At 60.3% G+C, this 15,469-nt stretch carries 15 protein-coding genes and 1 tRNA gene; 4 read left to right on the plus strand and 12 right to left on the minus strand.

What is annotated here, in order from left to right; all coding sequences use genetic code 11:
• Nucleotides 1-12 precede the first annotated feature (12 nt).
• The 6 genes from ACJO3T_RS06800 to rnr form a co-directional block, all read right to left on the minus strand.
• A complete protein-coding gene (locus ACJO3T_RS06800; protein ID WP_406961405.1) occupies nt 13-879 on the minus strand; it encodes a YybS family protein in 867 nt (288 codons plus the stop codon).
• Nucleotides 880-900: 21 nt separating this feature from the next.
• Nucleotides 901-1,131, minus strand: a complete 231-nt coding sequence (gene rpsR, locus ACJO3T_RS06805; RefSeq protein WP_328189536.1) for a 30S ribosomal protein S18 — start codon at nt 1,129-1,131, stop codon at nt 901-903.
• 30 nt (nt 1,132-1,161) lie between these two features.
• Complete coding sequence (gene rpsF, locus ACJO3T_RS06810; protein ID WP_406961403.1) at nt 1,162-1,584, minus strand: 30S ribosomal protein S6; 423 nt, start codon at nt 1,582-1,584, stop codon at nt 1,162-1,164.
• 217 nt (nt 1,585-1,801) lie between these two features.
• Nucleotides 1,802-2,209, minus strand: coding sequence for a DUF2628 domain-containing protein (locus ACJO3T_RS06815; protein WP_406961401.1), 408 nt, complete (start codon nt 2,207-2,209; stop codon nt 1,802-1,804).
• Nucleotides 2,210-2,315: 106 nt separating this feature from the next.
• Nucleotides 2,316-3,056, minus strand: coding sequence for a 23S rRNA (guanosine(2251)-2'-O)-methyltransferase RlmB (gene rlmB / locus ACJO3T_RS06820; RefSeq protein WP_406978133.1), 741 nt, complete (start codon nt 3,054-3,056; stop codon nt 2,316-2,318).
• A gap of 18 nt (nt 3,057-3,074) precedes the next feature.
• Nucleotides 3,075-5,594: a ribonuclease R gene (gene rnr / locus ACJO3T_RS06825; RefSeq protein WP_406961397.1), complete on the minus strand. Its 2,520-nt coding sequence runs from the start codon at nt 5,592-5,594 to the stop codon at nt 3,075-3,077.
• A 412-nt stretch (nt 5,595-6,006) separates the two neighbouring features.
• On the opposite strand from rnr, the gene ACJO3T_RS06830 reads away from it, so the two are divergent.
• Nucleotides 6,007-6,093, plus strand: a tRNA-Leu gene (locus tag ACJO3T_RS06830).
• A 134-nt stretch (nt 6,094-6,227) separates the two neighbouring features.
• Here ACJO3T_RS06830 and ACJO3T_RS06835 read toward each other — a convergent pair.
• The 3 genes from ACJO3T_RS06835 to mpl are packed head-to-tail and all read right to left on the minus strand — an operon-like array spanning nt 6,228 to nt 9,146.
• Nucleotides 6,228-7,127: a mechanosensitive ion channel domain-containing protein gene (locus ACJO3T_RS06835; RefSeq protein WP_406978134.1), complete on the minus strand. Its 900-nt coding sequence runs from the start codon at nt 7,125-7,127 to the stop codon at nt 6,228-6,230.
• The gene (locus ACJO3T_RS06840) at nt 7,124-7,756 is read right to left on the minus strand and encodes a flavin prenyltransferase UbiX (RefSeq protein ID WP_406978135.1); all 633 of its coding nucleotides are present in this window, start codon (nt 7,754-7,756) and stop codon (nt 7,124-7,126) included. Before ACJO3T_RS06840 ends, ACJO3T_RS06835 begins: the two co-directional genes overlap by 4 nt.
• On the minus strand, nt 7,746-9,146 hold the full coding sequence (gene mpl / locus ACJO3T_RS06845; protein WP_406978169.1) for a UDP-N-acetylmuramate:L-alanyl-gamma-D-glutamyl-meso-diaminopimelate ligase: 1,401 nt from the start codon (nt 9,144-9,146) through the stop codon (nt 7,746-7,748). The genes ACJO3T_RS06840 and mpl overlap by 11 nt, the downstream gene beginning before the upstream one ends.
• A gap of 235 nt (nt 9,147-9,381) precedes the next feature.
• Here mpl and ACJO3T_RS06850 point away from each other — a divergent pair, with 235 nt between their 5' ends.
• The 3 genes from ACJO3T_RS06850 to ACJO3T_RS06860 all read left to right on the plus strand — a co-directional run bounded on the left by ACJO3T_RS06850 (nt 9,382) and on the right by ACJO3T_RS06860 (nt 12,877).
• On the plus strand, nt 9,382-10,644 hold the full coding sequence (locus tag ACJO3T_RS06850) for a 6-phosphofructokinase (RefSeq protein ID WP_406961391.1): 1,263 nt from the start codon (nt 9,382-9,384) through the stop codon (nt 10,642-10,644).
• Nucleotides 10,645-10,867: 223 nt separating this feature from the next.
• On the plus strand, nt 10,868-11,470 hold the full coding sequence (locus ACJO3T_RS06855) for a hypothetical protein (protein WP_406978136.1): 603 nt from the start codon (nt 10,868-10,870) through the stop codon (nt 11,468-11,470).
• Nucleotides 11,471-11,668: 198 nt separating this feature from the next.
• Nucleotides 11,669-12,877: a WD40 repeat domain-containing protein gene (locus ACJO3T_RS06860; protein WP_406961387.1), complete on the plus strand. Its 1,209-nt coding sequence runs from the start codon at nt 11,669-11,671 to the stop codon at nt 12,875-12,877.
• A 21-nt stretch (nt 12,878-12,898) separates the two neighbouring features.
• Here ACJO3T_RS06860 and ACJO3T_RS06865 read toward each other — a convergent pair whose 3' ends face one another.
• From ACJO3T_RS06865 to lipB, 3 genes are all read right to left on the minus strand, one after another.
• Nucleotides 12,899-13,129: a glutaredoxin domain-containing protein gene (locus ACJO3T_RS06865; protein ID WP_406962363.1), complete on the minus strand. Its 231-nt coding sequence runs from the start codon at nt 13,127-13,129 to the stop codon at nt 12,899-12,901.
• 140 nt (nt 13,130-13,269) lie between these two features.
• On the minus strand, nt 13,270-14,685 hold the full coding sequence (locus tag ACJO3T_RS06870; protein WP_406961386.1) for an ABC1 kinase family protein: 1,416 nt from the start codon (nt 14,683-14,685) through the stop codon (nt 13,270-13,272).
• 110 nt (nt 14,686-14,795) lie between these two features.
• Nucleotides 14,796-15,464, minus strand: a complete 669-nt coding sequence (gene lipB / locus ACJO3T_RS06875; RefSeq protein ID WP_406978170.1) for a lipoyl(octanoyl) transferase LipB — start codon at nt 15,462-15,464, stop codon at nt 14,796-14,798.
• Between the last annotated feature and the right edge of the window lie 5 nt (nt 15,465-15,469).

Here is a 15,469-nt window from a genome sequence, read left to right on the forward strand (position 1 = left end):
CCTCTTCGCGCTTTATTCAGCCGGCCCGGCAGGACGGATGCGTCTCCGGATATCCAGCCAGCTATCCACAATTGCCAACAGCATTAACAACAGACTGATCGTAAAACCCTGAACCACAAGCAAGGCGTAGAACGCCACCAGCCACAGGTTGCTGGCCTTCTTCAAGCCAACCACGCCATGAACCAGCGCGATGCCGGCCACCAGCAGCGGCAGACCGGCCACCCACCCCAGCAGCAACGGGTTGATCCCGGCCATCGGGGCCACCAGGAGCAGCAGGACACAGACCGCTGCCACGCCCCTGGAGAGGCGGAAACCGTGGAACTCACGGCGGAATCCACCCGGATTGTACAACGCTGCCTGCCAGTACCTGGACAGCATGATCACGGCCACCGCCATGCCCAGATAGGTACCGGGCATAAGACCATTCACCATACTGCGTACCGCCGGCCTGAAGTCTTCACCGAGCTGGGCCGCCATGTCCGGATAGGCCCACTGGTAGATTTCCAGGAAAGCATCCGTAACGGCCGCCAGCATGTCGGAAAACAGGCTTGGCAGCAGCAGCCCGATGACCAGGCCAAGGGCGGAGCCTGCCAGCAGGCTGCGCTCCCAGGACATGGTGCCGCGAAGCACCGCCGCCATCAGGTAGACCAGCAACAAGACCGCGATAACCGACGGCTCGTTGCCGAACCAGGCCCAGCCAAGGGCCGGCAGCAGGGCCCAGAGGCCGATATTCAGCCCCTGAACGGGCCCGAGCCTGAGTACTACCAGGCCGACAACCGCAGCCCCGATCCATGACAGGTAGGGAATCGCGGTTGCCAGGGCAGCAACGCCGCCCGCTTGCAGGGGACCGCGCATTACATACTGAGCCAGTGCACGCATGGTCCCGGGTCCTGAACGATCTTAGTTGTCGTGGCTGTCCGTGTACGGCAGCAGGGCCAGGTAGCGAGCGCGCTTGATGGCGGTCGACAGCTGACGCTGGTAACGGGCCTTGGTGCCGGTGATCCGGCTGGGCACGATCTTGCCGGTTTCGGTGATGTAACCTTTCAGGGTGTCCAGATCCTTGTAATCGATCTCCTTGACACCCTCTGCCGTGAAGCGACAGAACTTACGACGTCTGAAAAAACGAGCCATTGATTAACTCCTCAACTCCGGATGGGGTGATTACTCTTCTTCGTCCTGGGACGACTTTTCCTGACGGTCCTCACGGCGCTCACTGGTTTCAGTGTTGCGGCGCGGACGGTCGTCGGAACGACGGTCTTCCCGGGACTCAGCAGCCTTCATCGGAGACATTTCAGTATCCGGACCATCACGACGGATCACCATTTCACGGATGATCGCATCGTTGAAGCGGAAGTTGTGAGCCAGCTCGTCAAGGGCTGCCTGAGAACATTCGACGTTCATCAGGACGTAGTGGGCCTTGTGGATCTTGTTGATCGGGTAGGCCAGGTGACGACGTCCCCAGTCCTCAAGGCGATGAATCTTACCGCCATCATCGGTGATGAGGCCGGTGTAACGCTCGATCATGGCGGGCACCTGCTCGCTCTGATCGGGATGCACCATGAATACGATTTCGTAGTGACGCATGTTTTCTCCCTACGGTTTGAACAGCCTCCCGCAGGCGTATTATCTCTGCGGAAAGCAAGGAGTCGGCAGCCAGGCTGCCGGTTTCTGGGGTAATGGCCCAAGCCGGTATTACCACCGGTTTTCAGGCAATAGCACCCCGACCCTTGGAAAAGGGGTGCGGTATTCTATGACTGAATTCATCAGGATGCAACCGACCCCATCGGGGGGACGGGCCTGCTTAGCCGGAAAGGACGCCTTCTCCCGCATCCGACGCCCCGCCGGATTGGGTCAGAGCCAGGCTGACAGCCTGCTGGGGAGTGTCCGCTTCGAACTGTCCCAGCAACTCATACTGCCGCTGCTGCAACACTGTCTCACGATATTCGTTGGCCTTGGTCGAGAAAATCAGCCAGCCGATCAGGAATGCCGCGTTCAACAGCAGGCCAACCGGGTTTGGTTGGCCAACCTGGGCCGTCATGACATCGACGACCAGTGAAGCGGCGACGAGAGAGGCGACAATTGCCGCAGCGTTCCAGAGTTTCTTAACGAGCAGCCAGATCAGGCCAAAGAGCAGACAGGGCCATGAAAACCCGACCTTAACGGCTTCAGCGCCACGATCGGCATGGTGATAGACACGAAACTGCCTCATATACAGACTCCTTCCATGGACGATTGGATGTAGAAATGCCTGCCTATCAGCAAGCGACGGCAAATATACCACCCGCGTCGACAGAAGCAAGCCACAACGCCGAAAACTACATACTGCGGCGCTGCCTCACGGCCTCATACAGACAGACCCCGGTCGCCACGGACACATTCAGGCTGTCCACCAGGCCCTGCATGGGAATCTTGATGAGATGGTCACAATGCTCCCGGGTCAGCCGGCGCATACCCTTGCCTTCCGCCCCCATCACCAGCCCCACCGGGCCGTTGAAATCCGCCTGGTACAGGGTGGCATCCGCCTCGCCGGCTGTGCCGATCAGCCAGACGCCCTGCTCCTGCAGGGTCCGCAGGCACCGGGCCAGGTTTGTCACCCGCACGAAGGGAACGGTTTCGGCAGCACCACAGGCCACCTTCCGCGCTGTCGGGTTGAGGGTGGCGGATTTGTCTTTCGGCACGATGACGGCGGCCACACCGGCCGCGTCCGCCGTGCGCATGCAGGCCCCAAGGTTGTGGGGATCAGTGACGCCGTCCAGGATCAACAGCAAGGGAGACTCGGAACGGGCCGCCAGCAGCGCGTACAGGTCGTCCTCGCTCCATTCCCGGCTTTCCGACACCCGGGCCACCACGCCCTGGTGGGCACCGGAGACCCGCTTGTCCAGCTCCTTGCGGTGGACTTCCTGCCAGCGCACCCCCAACTGGTCCAGGCTTTCGGTAACCTGCCGCACCCGCCGGTCCTGGCGCCCCTGCTGGATCCACACCTGCTGGAGGCGATCCGGCTCTTTCTTCAGTACGGCATCAACGGCATGCCAGCCAAATACAAACTCTTCCGACACGTTGAACTTTCCTACCTGTTATCGACCGGAACCGGATTTCCCGCGGGCACCGCCCTTGCGCGTGGCGGACTTGCCGCCACCGGCCTTGCTGCCGGACGTGCTGCCGCCCTTACCGCCAGCCCCCTTCTTGCCGGATGACTTCTTCTCCGCCTCCCGGGCCGCATCAGCCACGAGCTGGTCCTTTGCCGAAGACTTGCCACCATGCCCCCTGGACCGGCTACCGGACTTGCCGCCCTTCCCCGAACCGGCGGGAGCCTTGGCGGCGGACGACTTGCGACCGCCCTTCCTGGCACCGGAACGACGGGTGGGCTCGCTGATCAGCTCCAAATCGATCTTGCGGTCGTCCAGATCGACTCTAACCACCTGGACCCGCACGCTGTCGCCCAACTGGAAGCTGGTCGAGGTACGCTCGCCCACCAGCCGGTGCTTGGCGGAGTCGTGGTGGTAGTAGTCGCCCCCCAGGGTGGAGATATGGACCAGCCCCTCGATATAGATACCCTCCAGTTCCACGAAGAAACCGAAGGGCACGACGGCGGCGATAACACCGTCGTAGGTTTCGCCTACATGCTCCCGCAGGAACTCGCACTTGAGCCAGGCCATAACGTCGCGGGTGGCATCATCGGCCCGGCGCTCGGTCATGGAGCAGTGCTCACCCAACTGCACCATGCGGGCCTGGTCGTAGGGGTACTCCGCCAGTTCCGGATCACGCTCGGGCGGGTGCACCACGTCCTTCGCCCCTTCCTCGCGGTGAACGATGGATTTGATGGCCCGGTGGACAATCAGGTCCGGGTAGCGCCGGATGGGCGATGTGAAGTGAGCATAGCTGGCAAACCCGAGCCCGAAGTGGCCGCTCTCCTCCGGGCTGTAGACCGCCTGACTGAGGGATCGCAGCATGACCATCTGGATCACATGGGCATCTGGGCGGTCCTTGATACTGTTCAGTAACTCCTGGTAATCCGCCGAGGTCGGCTTGTCACCGCCACCCAGTTGCAGGCCAAGCTCCCCCAGGAACAGCCGGACCGACTGCAGGCGCTCCTCCGACGGTGCATCGTGCACGCGGTAAAGGGCCGGCACCCGGTACTTCTTCAGGAACCGGGCCGTGGCCACGTTGGCGCACAGCATGCACTCTTCGACGATTTTGTGGGCGTCGTTGCGCACCACCGGCACGATCTCCTCGATCTTGCGATTGGCGTCGAAGATCACCCGCGTCTCGGTGGTCTCGAAATCAATGGCACCCCGCTCGGTTCGCGCCTTGCGGAATACCTTGTAGACATCGTAGAGGTCGTGGAGCTGGGGCAGGATATCGGAATAGAGCTGGCACAGGCCGATGCCGGTCTCGGTGTCCGGGTGCTCCAGCATCTGGCTGACCTTGGTATAGGTGAGCCGGGCATGACTGTGCATCACCGCCTGGTAGAAGCTGTAACTGCTGAGTCGTCCCGATGCGCTGATGGTCATGTCCGCCACCATACACAGCCGGTCCACCCCCGGGTTCAGGGAGCAGAGGCCATTGGAGAGCTTCTCCGGCAGCATGGGCACCACATGGTCCGGGAAGTACACCGAGTTACCACGGTTGATGGCCTCCTCGTCCAGCGGCGAGCCGGGGCGGACATAGTGGGACACATCGGCAATGGCCACAATCAGACGATAACCGCCCCGGGGGCGGCGCTCGCAATAGAGGGCGTCGTCGAAGTCCCGGGCATCCTCGCCGTCAATGGTTACCAAGGGCAGGTGCCGGATATCGACCCGGTTCTGCTTGTCCTCGTCCCGCACTTCCTCGGCGATGCCAGCGGCCTGCCGGCCCACTTCCGGTGGCCAGGCGTGGGGAATGTCGTAGGAGCGGATGGCCACATCGATCTCCATACCCGGCGCCATATGCTCGCCCAATACCTCGACGACCCGACCGGTGGGTTTCGCCCGCTGGGTCGGCTGCCGAAGGATATCCACCACCACGTACTGGCCGTGACGGCCCTTGCCGCAGTCTTCCTCGGCCACCATGATCTCGTTGTTGATGCGGGGATTCTCCGGTACCACGAAGGAGATGCCATTCTCCCGGAACAGCCGACCCACGGTCTGGGTGGTTTTGTGCTCCAGCACCTCCACGATCTTGCCTTCACGGCGCCCCCGGTCATCCACGCTTTCGACACGGGCGGCTACCCGGTCACCGTGGAAAACCTGACGCATCTGGCGCGCACTCAGGAACAGGTCGGAGCCGCCATCGTCCGGCATCAGGAAACCGAAGCCGTCCTTGTGGCCAGACACGCGCCCGGTCACCAGGTCCGCCTCGTCAATGGGCAGGTAACGGCCCTTGCGGTTGCAGATGAGCTGGCCGTCCCGGCACATGGCAATCAGCCGGCGACGCAGGGCTTCGATGCCCTCCTCACTGTTCTGGCCCAGTTCCTGGCAAAGGGTTTCGTGGGTGGCGGGGGCGCCGCGCTGGCGCAGGTGGTCCAGGATAAATTCCCGGCTCTGGATGGGGTTATCGTATTTTTGTGCTTCGCGATCCGCGTGGGGATCACCCGTCTGTTCTCTGGAAGTCATATTCCTCTCTTCTCTGGTTGAATGCCGATTATCGGCTGCAACCAGGCCCGGACACCTTTGATCCGCTGTCCGGTTAATTCGGCAAAGCTCTTCCGTTCTGGTGGTCAGACCCACCCAGAACCCTGGCGAATTACCCGGACCAGATGATTCAAAGGCATCCAGACCCGGCAGAATGTACCGGGAGTATAACGCCCTGCCCCCACTGCCACCTAACAATGCCGTGAAATCGCCTTAAGGGATCATGCCTACACGACCCGGAAATTTTTTACAGAACGACCTCAAAAAGTGTTTGACAGACCCCAAATGAATTATTAAAGTACGCGCCATCGGTTGAGGGGCACACCCCAGCCGGCAACGGAAAGCTTGAATTCATTTACGAATTCAGTAAGATAGCAAGACGTTGTAGTCACCTGCCGAGGTGGTGAAATTGGTAGACACGCTAGCTTCAGGTGCTAGTGGGGGCAACCCCGTGGAGGTTCAAGTCCTCTCCTCGGCACCACTTCCTCCCTCAGGAAGTGGCAGATAAGAACCCCCCCGATATTGAAGTGATCTTATCGAACCGGCTGGTTCGTAGCCGTCGCTCGTACGTGCATCCTAACGACCTCCCCCACACGGATACTCCAGACCCAAGACCTAATCCAACGACTGCTCTTCGGAGCTTTCATCTACTTTCCCGGCACTCTTGGCGACCGGCAGGAAATCATGCTTCCCAAACACCTCCGCCAGAATGTTCTGCTCAATGGCACTGCGCTGCGCAGGCCGGCAGGGATAACGCACCACCAGATGGATTTCCCCGGCCAGGGGCACCTGGATGCTGACCCTCGGGTCCACCATCGGCACCTCCAGACCACGCCGGTCGCCTAGCCGGCGCATGTACTTGCGAGCGGATTCCAGGTAGGGCTGGCACTGGGCCTGGGTGACTTCCAGCAACACCTCCTGCGCCTTCTGCCAGTTATCCTCCCGCTTGAAGGGCACGGTGAATACGTGCAACACATAATCCTCGGTGAAGCTTTCGTTAATTATCGGTTCGGACACGAACAGGGAATTGGGGATCACCGTGGCACGCCCGGTGCGCTGGTGGGTCAGCTTGCCCGGCCCCACCTCCAGGATAGTGGTGGCCAGCAGGTTCTGGTCAATCACGTCACCGCGGAAGTCTTTTACCTGGATGCGGTCGCCAATGTCGAAGGAGCGGGCGCCGCCCTTCACCAGGGACCCCATAAAACACAGGATCAGTTCCTTGGTGGCCACCACGAACGCCACGGCAATAGCCACGATGGACAGGGCGAGGGTGCGCAATTCCTGGCCCCAGATCATCACCAGACCCAGCAGGAAAACCAGGATCAGGCCATTGCGGGTCTGTACCAGCCACTTGCGACGCAATTCCGTGGACTGGATGCTCGTGCGGATCACCTTCGAAAGCAGCGCCCGGACCACCAGCACAATCAGCAACAGAGCGAGCGTTGTGCCCAGCAGGCGAAGTGCCGGCATCGACAGGTTCAGTTGTGCGATTTCTGCCGAGAACTGCTCGATCATTCCTGTTTGCCCTCACCCCAACGGGGCACCAGCGCCTGGGGCAGGCCCAGGTGGTCCAGCAAGCGGGCGACGATGAAATCCACCAGGTCGTCCACCGACGCGGGATTGTGATAGAAACCGGGGCTTGCCGGCATGATCACCGCCCCCATGCGGGTCAGTTTCAGCATGTTTTCCAGGTGCACCTCGGAATACGGTGCCTCACGGGGCACCAGTATCAGCGGACGGCGCTCCTTCAGGGCCACGTCCCCGGCCCGCTCGATCAGATTGTTGCTGGCACCGGTGGCCAGGGCTGACAGGCTGCCGGTACTGCAGGGGCAGATCACCAGGGGCGCCTTCTCGCCGGAGCCGGACGCCGGGGGCGCGAACCAGTCCTCGTGGCCGAACACGGTGAGCTGACCGTCCCGGGCGCCGGTGTATTCCTGCAGGACTTTCAGGGCGCCGGTCGTGGACGCCGGCAAATGCACCTCGGTCTCGGTGGCCAGCACCACCCGGGCGGCCTTGCTGACCATGACATTCACCCGGCACTCCTGGGACACCAGGCACTGCAGCAACCGCAGGCCATACTGGGCGCCGGAGGCCCCGGTCATGGCCAGGTTGATCACGCGGGTTTCAGCAGCATCAGCGACCATGACCGGCCTTCTCCTCCAGGCGGCTAACCAGGCGCTGGTGAATACCGCCAAAACCGCCATTGCTCATGATAACCACGTGGCAGGGCTCGGACACCTCGCCGAGAACCCGGTGGATCAGCCCGTCGATGGTCTCATCGACCTGGTGCCGCTCCGGGTCGCCGCCACCGCTGCGATATTCCTCCATCAGCGTGGTCAGCCACTCCGCCTTGCCAGTGTTGGCCCAGATCACCCGGTCCGCCAGGTCAGCGCTGCCCAGTAACCGCTCACGGTGAACACCCTGCTGCATGGTGTTGGAGCGAGGCTCCACCAGGGCAATGATCAACTCGTTTCCCACCCGGTTGCGCAGGCCTTCCAGGGTGGTGGCGATGGCGGTGGGGTGATGGGCGAAATCGTCATAGACGCGGACACCGTCGATGTCCGCCAGCAACTCCATCCGCCGTTTGACACCACCGAACCGGTTGAGGGCGGACACGGCATGGTCCGGCGTCACTCCCACATGACGGGCCGCCGCGATGGCGGACAGGGCGTTGCGGACGTTGTGCAGACCGGTCATGTTCCAGTTAACCGTAGCCACCGGCTGCTCGTGGTGGATCAGCATAAAGCTGGAGCCATCGTCCGCCAGCAGTTCGGCCCGCCAGTTCGGGGCGCCGGCCTCGCTGCCGATGGCGGTGGTCTGCACCGGGCTCCAGCACCCCATGGCCAGGGCCCGGTCCAGGTGTTCATCCACCGCCGGACGGATAATCGCGCCCTTGGACGGCACCGTGCGTACCAGGTGATGGAACTGGCGCTCGATGGCTTCCACGTTGTCGAAGATATCGGCGTGATCGAACTCCAGGTTGTTCAGGATGCAGGTGTGCGGGCGATAGTGGACAAACTTGGAGCGCTTGTCGAAGAAGGCACTGTCGTACTCATCCGCCTCGATCACGAAGAAGTCACTGTTGCCCAGACGGGCCGACACGGGAAAATCCTTGGGCACGCCACCCACCAGGTAGCCGGCCTCGAAGCCAGCCTGTTCCAGAATCCACAGCAGCATGGAGGTGGTGGTGGTCTTGCCGTGGGTGCCGGCCACCGCCAGCACCCAGCGATCCTTGAGTACCTCGCGGGCCAGCCATTCCGGGCCGGACATGTAATCCAGGTTGCGGTTGAGCACCGCCTCCACCTCGGGATTACCCCGGGACATGGCATTGCCGATCAGCACCAGGTCCGGCGCCGGCTTGAGGTTGTCCGGCCCATAGCCTTCCATCAGCCCGATACCCTGGGCTTCCAGTTGGGTGCTCATGGGTGGATAGACGCCCTGGTCCGATCCGGTCACCTTGTGCCCCAACTCCCTGGCCAGTACCGCCAGACTGCCCATGAAGGTACCGCAGATTCCCAGAATATGGATGTGCATAGTGCGCCAGACGCCCTCGATCGTTGTTGCCAATGAATACCCGCCGTTCATAACCGCTGCATCGCGGTCGGCGGAGGCCCTCAAGACTCCCGTATACGTCAGGTTCCGTCAAGGTGGGTGTCATGAAAACTATGGCAGATTCACGTATCATTCGCCCCTATAACCGGTCTGGAAGACAGACCGGATCGCCAGTTTCCGAATCCAGTGTCCAACCAGCAGGAGGCGCCAGCCCAAGATGGCCATCAAGAATGCGTTCTATGCCCAGTCCGGTGGTGTAACCGCCGTTATCAATGCCAGTGCCTGCGGCGTGATTGAAACCGCCCGCAAACATCCGGAGCAGATTGGCAGGGTGTACGCCGGTCGTAATGGCATTATCGGGGCTCTCAGGGAAGAGCTGATCGACACCACTGAAGAGTCCGACGAAGCCATCCGGGCCCTCATGCACACGCCGGGCGGGGCTTTCGGTTCCTGTCGCTACAAGATGAAGAACCTGACCGAAAACCGCCGCGAGTATGAGCGGCTGGTGGAGGTCTTCCAGGCCCACAACATTGGTTACTTCTTCTACAACGGCGGCGGCGACTCCCAGGACACCGCGTTCAAGGTGTCCCAGATTGCCGACAAGATGGGCTACCCCATTACCTGCATCGGCGTTCCCAAGACAGTGGACAACGACCTGCCCTTCACCGACTGCTGCCCCGGCTTTGGCTCCGTGGCCAAGTACGTGGCCACCTCAACCCTGGAAGCCAGCCTGGACATCAAGTCCATGAGTGAGTCCTCCACCAAGGTATTCATCCTGGAAGTCATGGGGCGTCACGCGGGCTGGATTGCCGCCTCCGGTGGCCTGGCCGGCAAGGGCCAGGGCGAACCGCCCCATATCATCCTGTTCCCGGAAATTCCCTTCGAGCGCGAGGCATTTCTGGCCCGGGTGGAACAGTCGGTGAAAGATTATGGCTACTGCGTGGTGGTGGCCTCCGAAGGGGCCCAGTACGAAGACGGCCGTTTTGTCGCCGATGCCGGCGGCAAGGATGCCTTCGGCCACACCCAGCTCGGCGGCGTGGCCCCCACCCTGGCCAACATGGTCAAGCAGGCCCTGGGCTACAAGTTCCACTGGGCGGTGGCCGACTACCTGCAGCGGGCAGCGCGCCATATCGCCTCCGCAACAGACGTCGAGCAGGCGTACACCGTCGGCCAGAAGGCCGTGGAAATGGCCCTGGCCGGCAAGCAGGCGGTCATGCCCATCATCGTCCGCGAGCAGTCCAGCCCCTATCGCTGGCACATCGGTGAGGCGCCGCTAAGCGAGGTGGCCAACCAGGAGAAAAAGATGCCGATCCACTACATCACCGATGATGGCTTCGGCATCACCGACGATTGCCGGCAGTACCTGCAACCGCTGATCGAGGGGGAGGCCTTCCCGCCGTTCGAGAATGGTATTCCGAAGGTGGCGAAACTGGAGAACGTCCTGGCGGAGAAGAAGCTTAAGACGCCGTTTGATATCTGAAAGTTACCAAGCCCCGGGACTATTCCACAGTTCCGGGGCCTAACCGACCGTTACCGGGCTGCTGTAGCCACCGAGCAATATATGAACTCCGCATCACTTTAAAAAATGAGACTGGACATCAATCAGGACTTTCGATAGCTTTGATTCGTCAATAAAAGACGGCTCAGAGTGAAGCAGAAGTCACAAGGTGTAGGGCCGGTGACCAGACGAATAGGGATATTCAATGACTACCGCAGAGCGCACTCGGACCGCGTCCTCCTTCCGTAGAAAAACACTCCACGAACTACGCACCACCATCAAACGCAAGGGTCCGTCGGACTTTGCGTTCGAATGCATCAGCTCCGGCCCGATTTTCCAACGGCAGATCCAGGAAAGGCTTCAGAATCCTTATCACATAAGGCAAGGCAACACCCCGCTTTGTGGACCAGCGGCCTTCATCTACTGTATTGCAAAGCACTTTCCGGAGCAGTATGAAAGGTACGCATTGGAGCTGGCATTATATGGCAAAGGCCGGATTGGTGACCTCGTTATCGAACCCAGTAACGACTGCCTGAATGCGAAAGATGGCCTTCTACTCGATAATGATGGATTTAATTTTTCACCGGTAGACTGGGTAACATTAGCCAGTGTCCGTGACTCCACCAACCTGTTTGCCAGTATGGATGGCCCGGGCTCAAACATTGCAGGCATGACGTTTCCGGGTGCCCTGGAAGCCTGGTTCGAGGAAACGGGACTGTTCACACAGATTGAAGAACACACGTCAACTATCGTGTCCAGCAGCTATTCCAAATCACTGGGTTGTCCAAACCACTCAGATGATGATTGACCAAAAGAGAGCCCCCCCACCCAGGCACACGACCTATTGAAGAGAGCATCAATTCTTCTCTTGACTTCGACCTGCACAGTTGGGGAATCAACGGAAAGCCCTATCCTGTGAATAACCGGATCAACGAGATGACACCTGATAAATTCACAAAATATTATCATGGCTTTGTCTCGGCCAGGCCCAAGGAGAAATAGGGCCATGAATGTACTGCTCAATATTGCCCTCATTACTGCTGTCAGCCTTTCAGGTTGTTCAGCACCCCATGATATTATCGAGTCATCCAAACAAAGTTCTGACAACACGCTGGACAAAGTGTCTTCATTCAACCTTGGAGGCGTGTCGGATGCAAATATTGATAACACATACATTACCATTGAAAGACTTCAGTTCTCGGAAGACGCAGACCGCTATCTTGTACAGATTGAACTCTGGAATGTAGACACAAGGGAATCTCAACATCTAGTCTTCGTTTCAAACACCAAGGATGGCAGCAACCCTGTTCGATATAATCCTGATGATGTACTTGGAAAATCCTACCGGCGGCAATTGGCTGGCTTTCTGAGCGATGACCGCCTCTTTATTTACGGTGATACTATAGGAGATAGTCGGCAGGAACACGACTCCCCTCCATCAGATGGACGCCTTAATATCTTTAGCCTTGAGGAGCCAGAAAACGCACAAGCCTATAACGGGCGTTTTGGAGGCACTTTAAGCAATGACCGTTTCTTGCTGGGTGACTCGGCAATCGAATGGAAGACAGGCGAGATACACCAGATCCCCTCTATCCCGACGAGACGCGGAAGCCTGACTCAGGATGACTGGTTCTATTTCGGGGAGCGACAGGGGCAGATTCACCGATTCCACATTCCGGATCAAAGCCTGGAATCCTGGCCTAGCGATTTATTAATGCCACTGCCGAAGCCTTCAGCAGACAGAAACTATATTGTGGCTGTCGGCGCGGAAGGCAAATGTTCCGCATGGGAGGTTACGGCCCAAGAGCCCATCGGCAACTGCACTCCAGCTGAAGGACCAGTCAATCCCGACCGGCAATTAGCGATGCACCCTAAAGAGAACGTTTTTGCCATCGCCTCGGGTACAAGTGTCTTCCTGTATGACCTGGCCCCCTTCAAGCTCATCACCGAATTTGATCTGAGCAGTGAGGTACACCACGTCGGGATAACACAAGGTAATCGCCTGGTTATCACCACACTCACGGATGTCCAGATTTGGGACGTCAACTCCTGGAAGCTGATAGCTCAACAAGAATACACCCCTTCCAAAACCCAGAGTGGGTCTACAGGTTGGGGCTACGCATTCCAACACATCAGCAACGATGGCCACTTCGTGGCCGTTAAGGAGGTAGGCCCTGACGGTAACCCGAACATCGGAATATACAAGATTCCCTAAAGCGGGAAGCCGGGGAGTTCTCTATACACTCCTCATCACATACCTCGAGAACTCATCAAAACCGCCTACGTACTCGTTGCCCACCAGGATCTGGGGCACGGTGCGTACCGGGCGACCAAGCTTTGCGGCCACATCTTCCTTGGTCATGCCCAGGGCGGGCATATCGACGAATTCGTGCTCATAGCCCTTCTGGTCACAGAGTTGGCGGGCCATGGCACAGAAGCCGCAGCTCATGCGACCGTAGATTGTCACCTTGTCCAAGGGTTACCTCCGGAATACCTGTTTTAGGGTCGTAAAATCATGACATCAACGTCATGGCATGCCCAGTTGATGCTTTGAATGGCGATCATAGGCATCGGCGATGGTCTTTACCATAGGGGCCCACCGAGGTCTCAGCGGGAGGTCGATCCGTCGTCGCCGTAGAGGAACTGACGCAGTAGCGGTTCGCCATTGAACTCGGCGCGCAGAACGGCGATAAAGGTGTAGACACCGATCAGCTTGCGGTTGAGGAAGACAAACTCCTTGGGGGGCACCTGGAAATAGCGGCTTATGGCTGAGCGGGCCGCTTCCCGGGCGACCCGTGACGGCAGGTCACTTTCCTTCCAGCGATACTGGCCATCGGCATTGACCGCGTAGTCGGGCCAGTTGTAGTTGGCCGGCGCCAGGGGTTCAAGCACGGACATGCAGACCCGGCCAAACTGGTCCAGCACGTCCTCTGGCCATTCCCGCTTCATGAAGTGCAGTTTGACACCGCCGTCGATGACCGCCTCCAGGTCCTGTTCGTAGGAAGCCCGTATCATCTGGATGACCGGCCCCAGGAACTCGTCGCTGTAGGACTGCACTGCCCCGAAATCCAGCAGCACGATCTGGTCGTGCGCCGAATCGGACCCGGTCTCCCCGGCGATCCGGATGCGATAGTTGCCGAAGTTGGGGTCGGTCTGAATCTCCCCCCAGTCGAACAGTTCCCGGAAGAACAGTTCCAGCGCCGCCCGGCCCAGTTCGCTGCGTCGCTCCACGGGCAGCGCGCGTACCGCTTCCGAGCTGACGGAATGGCCGTGCTCGTAGGTCTGGGCAATGATATGGGCGGTGGAGTATTCCCACAGTACCCGGGGCACGACAAGGCGCGGATCGTCGGCCAGGCGTTCCCGGAAGCGTTCGGTGGTGGATGCCTCCAGCTTGTAGTCCACCTCCCGGTGCATCATCTCCCGGACTTCTTCCAGCCAGTCCCGGAACTCCGGCCCGAAGGACACCAGACGGGCCACTTTCAACAGTTGCGCGACCGCGTCCAGGTCGCTGTCCACGGCCCGGTCCACGCCCGGGTACTGGATCTTGAGCACCAGCTCCAGCCCGTCGGACAGACGCCGGGCCCGGTGTACCTGCCCCAGGGAGGCGGCACCAATGGGCTCCGGGTCCACCTCCAGCTCGGCCAGGCGATCCGGGCCAAGCTCTTCCTTGAGGACCTTCTCCACCGATTTCCATTCCAGTGCCGAGGTCTGGTCTTCCAGGGTGTGCAGGGCCTCGGTGACTTCCTCGGGCAGGAAATGCTCCCCGTAGAGGGCCATCATCTGGCCAATCTTGACCACGCTGCCCTTGAGCTGACCCAGTTCCTCCACCAGGAAACGTGCCTGCTTCGAAAGCATGTCCCGGCGACGCTGCTCCCGTTGCTCGGAGCCGGACAGCCAGCTTGTGGCCATGTGGGAGGCCATCCGGGTACCGGCATACAGTCCAGCACGGGTCATGCTGAGGCGGCGCTCAAAACTGCCGGTGCGGATACGGGAAACGGTTTTTGGCTTACGGGATCCGGACATGGTCCACCTGAGGGGTGGCCGACCACCCCCTGTTCCAAGATTTGAAGGAGCCCCGGGGCGCCTGTCTGGGCGGGCGGTGCCGGGGACTGCCCTACCAGATGATAGCAGCCTCAGGACGCCGGATTATGACCGACACCGGGCAAATCCGGCTCACGCTGCACGGCCTGGGTATCATGGCCAAGGGCGACAGCGAGCGTGTCGGTCAACCGCATGGCCAGGGCATCCAGGTTGGCGGACGGACTGAAATCGCGAACCTGGCACATGGACATGCCGGAAAACCCGCAGGGATTGATGCGGGTGAACGGCTCCATGTCCATATCCACGTTAAGGGCCAGACCGTGGAAGGAACAACCCCGACGAACCCTCAGGCCGAGGGACGCAATTTTCGCGCCGTCCACATAGACACCGGGCGCATCCGGTCGTGGAGCGGCCTCGATACCCTCGGTGGCCAGCACGGAAACCAGTGACTGCTCAATGATGTTCACCAGCTGGCGCACACCCAGCCCCGCCCGGGGCAGGTCGACCATCAGGTAAACCACCAACTGGCCCGGACCGTGATAGGTCACCTGGCCACCACGATCCGCCTGGACCACGGGAATATTGCCGGGCGCGAGGATGTGCTCCGCCTTGCCAGCCTGCCCCTGGGTGTATACCGGTGGATGCTGCACAGACCAGAGCTCGTCCGGCACCGACCGGTCGCGACCAGCGGTGAACGCCTTCATGGCCTCCCACACGGGCTCATAGGGACGCAGTCCCAGGTCACGGATCACCAGCGGCATGTCAG

It is taken from the genome of Marinobacter shunpengi (assembly GCF_045449715.1).
GTDB lineage: Bacteria > Pseudomonadota > Gammaproteobacteria > Pseudomonadales > Oleiphilaceae > Marinobacter.

Excerpts from the sequence above, each read along its gene's own strand:
- ACJO3T_RS06800 (WP_406961405.1), bottom strand. The coding sequence starts at position 879 with ATGCGTGCACTGGCTCAGTATGTAATGCGCGGTCCCCTGCAAGCGGGC.
- ACJO3T_RS06835 (WP_406978134.1), bottom strand. The coding sequence starts at position 7,127 with ATGATCGAGCAGTTCTCGGCAGAAATCGCACAACTGAACCTGTCGATG.
- rpsR (WP_328189536.1), bottom strand. The coding sequence starts at position 1,131 with ATGGCTCGTTTTTTCAGACGTCGTAAGTTCTGTCGCTTCACGGCAGAG.
- lipB (WP_406978170.1), bottom strand. The coding sequence starts at position 15,464 with ATGCCGCTGGTGATCCGTGACCTGGGACTGCGTCCCTATGAGCCCGTG.
- ACJO3T_RS06815 (WP_406961401.1), bottom strand. The coding sequence starts at position 2,209 with ATGAGGCAGTTTCGTGTCTATCACCATGCCGATCGTGGCGCTGAAGCC.
- ACJO3T_RS06850 (WP_406961391.1), top strand. The coding sequence starts at position 9,382 with ATGGCCATCAAGAATGCGTTCTATGCCCAGTCCGGTGGTGTAACCGCC.
- rnr (WP_406961397.1), bottom strand. The coding sequence starts at position 5,594 with ATGACTTCCAGAGAACAGACGGGTGATCCCCACGCGGATCGCGAAGCA.
- mpl (WP_406978169.1), bottom strand. The coding sequence starts at position 9,146 with ATGCACATCCATATTCTGGGAATCTGCGGTACCTTCATGGGCAGTCTG.
- ACJO3T_RS06860 (WP_406961387.1), top strand. The coding sequence starts at position 11,669 with ATGAATGTACTGCTCAATATTGCCCTCATTACTGCTGTCAGCCTTTCA.
- ACJO3T_RS06855 (WP_406978136.1), top strand. The coding sequence starts at position 10,868 with ATGACTACCGCAGAGCGCACTCGGACCGCGTCCTCCTTCCGTAGAAAA.
- rpsF (WP_406961403.1), bottom strand. The coding sequence starts at position 1,584 with ATGCGTCACTACGAAATCGTATTCATGGTGCATCCCGATCAGAGCGAG.
- ACJO3T_RS06870 (WP_406961386.1), bottom strand. The coding sequence starts at position 14,685 with ATGTCCGGATCCCGTAAGCCAAAAACCGTTTCCCGTATCCGCACCGGC.
- ACJO3T_RS06840 (WP_406978135.1), bottom strand. The coding sequence starts at position 7,756 with ATGGTCGCTGATGCTGCTGAAACCCGCGTGATCAACCTGGCCATGACC.